Genomic DNA, 1,426 nt, shown 5'->3' with positions numbered 1-1,426 from the left:
TCGCCGGTGTGGCCTATGGCCTGCTGTTGATCGCAACCCACGAGATGGTGCATGGCACCCTGCTGGGCTTCCGGACTCTGGAGCAGTGGTTGGCGTGTTTGCTCAGCTGGCCGATGGCCTGGCCCTATCTCACCTATGCACGACTGCATCATCTGCATCACCGCTGGAATGGCTGCGATCCGCGGGATCCGGAGCGCACCACCCCCCTCCTCCAGGAGCGCCTGGCGGCGGGACCGCTGAGACGCCTGGTGCAGCGCCATCTGCTCGGCTGGCGCGTTGGCGTGCTGGGCGGCGTGGGCTTGATCGTTGATACGGCGCGCAAGGGCTTCTCGCTTCAGCAACAGGATCAGGGACTGGTTCAAGCGCGTTTCATCGACGGGGCCGGCGTGACGGCCGTGCACACGGCCATGCTCCTCATCGCTCTGACCAAGGGGGAGTTGTGGAGGTACCTGCTGTTCTGGCTGCTGCTGGAGCGTGTGATCGGCGCGATCGCTCAGTTTCGCGGCATGGTGGAACATCACCTGTTGTGGCGATCCAGAGAAGCCCAGCTGCTAACGCAGCTCTATGCCAGCCGCACCATCAACGCAGGCAGGTGGCTCAATGCCCTGCTGGGAGGGCTCCCCCACCACTCCGCCCACCATGCTTTTCCCGCGATTCCCAGTGAGCGTCTGCCCCTGGCCACTCGCCGTATCGCCTTGGTCCTGGAGCGTCATGGTGCACCTCCTCTTCCTACCCTGCCGAGCTACGGCGAGGCGCTGCGCGTGATGATCGCTGCTCAGAACACTCCAGCGCTCAGCTGCAATGGTCCGCTGCCGTCGCCGCGCGGGAGCCATGGGCGGGAAAGTTGATCAGAAACGGCCGATCGGCCTGGGCGCAGAGGGGGATGCCAAAGCTATCTCCGCCGCTGTTGCCCTGGATCTTGCGGCGCCTCTTCCCCGGCAGCTGGCGGAAAAGGCCACAAAGCGCACGTCATCGTGCTGGAACACCGCTGGCGCATCGGGCAGCACCAGGCAGACCGCCGCGCTGCTGAGGATTGTGGCCACGGCTTTTCGGCCTGGATACGGTTCATGCAGAGGAGAGGTGTCGATGCTCCGCTAACTCGTGCTGGCCATTGGCATTCCCCTGCTGGTGTTGCACAAGGAAGGACTCAATCCATTCGTGATGCCGGCGCTGGCAAGTTGGTAGCCAGCGAACTGGGGCAAATCGCCCGGCAGGCGGCCTCGAGCATCGGCTAGTTCCTCCCGGCACTGCTGGGATGAATTTGGTGCTCATCCTGTCGGGCAGCCTGCTGGGGGGCCTTGCTGGTGCGCCTGCTGATCCACTTGGTATTGCTGCTGCGAAGTCAGCTGCAAGGGAGTTTTCTGCTGCGGCTGGCCATGGCGCTGCTGCCGGATCTGCTGTGGCAGTTTTTGCGCCACCTTGCTAG

2 protein-coding genes are annotated in these 1,426 nt (G+C 64.1%); one reads left to right on the top strand and one right to left on the bottom strand.

The annotated features are described in order from the left end of the window. A partial coding sequence (locus AC01FP_RS17610; protein WP_474482020.1) for a fatty acid desaturase family protein occupies positions 1–848 on the top strand: 848 nt, incomplete at its 5' end. Here the strand turns inward: AC01FP_RS17610 and AC01FP_RS17605 are convergent. Then, entirely contained in the window at positions 849–1,043 is a 195-nt protein-coding gene (locus AC01FP_RS17605) for a hypothetical protein (protein WP_474482019.1), read from the bottom strand. Positions 1,044–1,426 lie beyond the last annotated feature (383 nt).

It is taken from the genome of Cyanobium sp. NIVA-CYA 375 (genome assembly GCF_056108345.1).
This window is presented reverse-complemented; position numbering and strand designations above follow the sequence as displayed.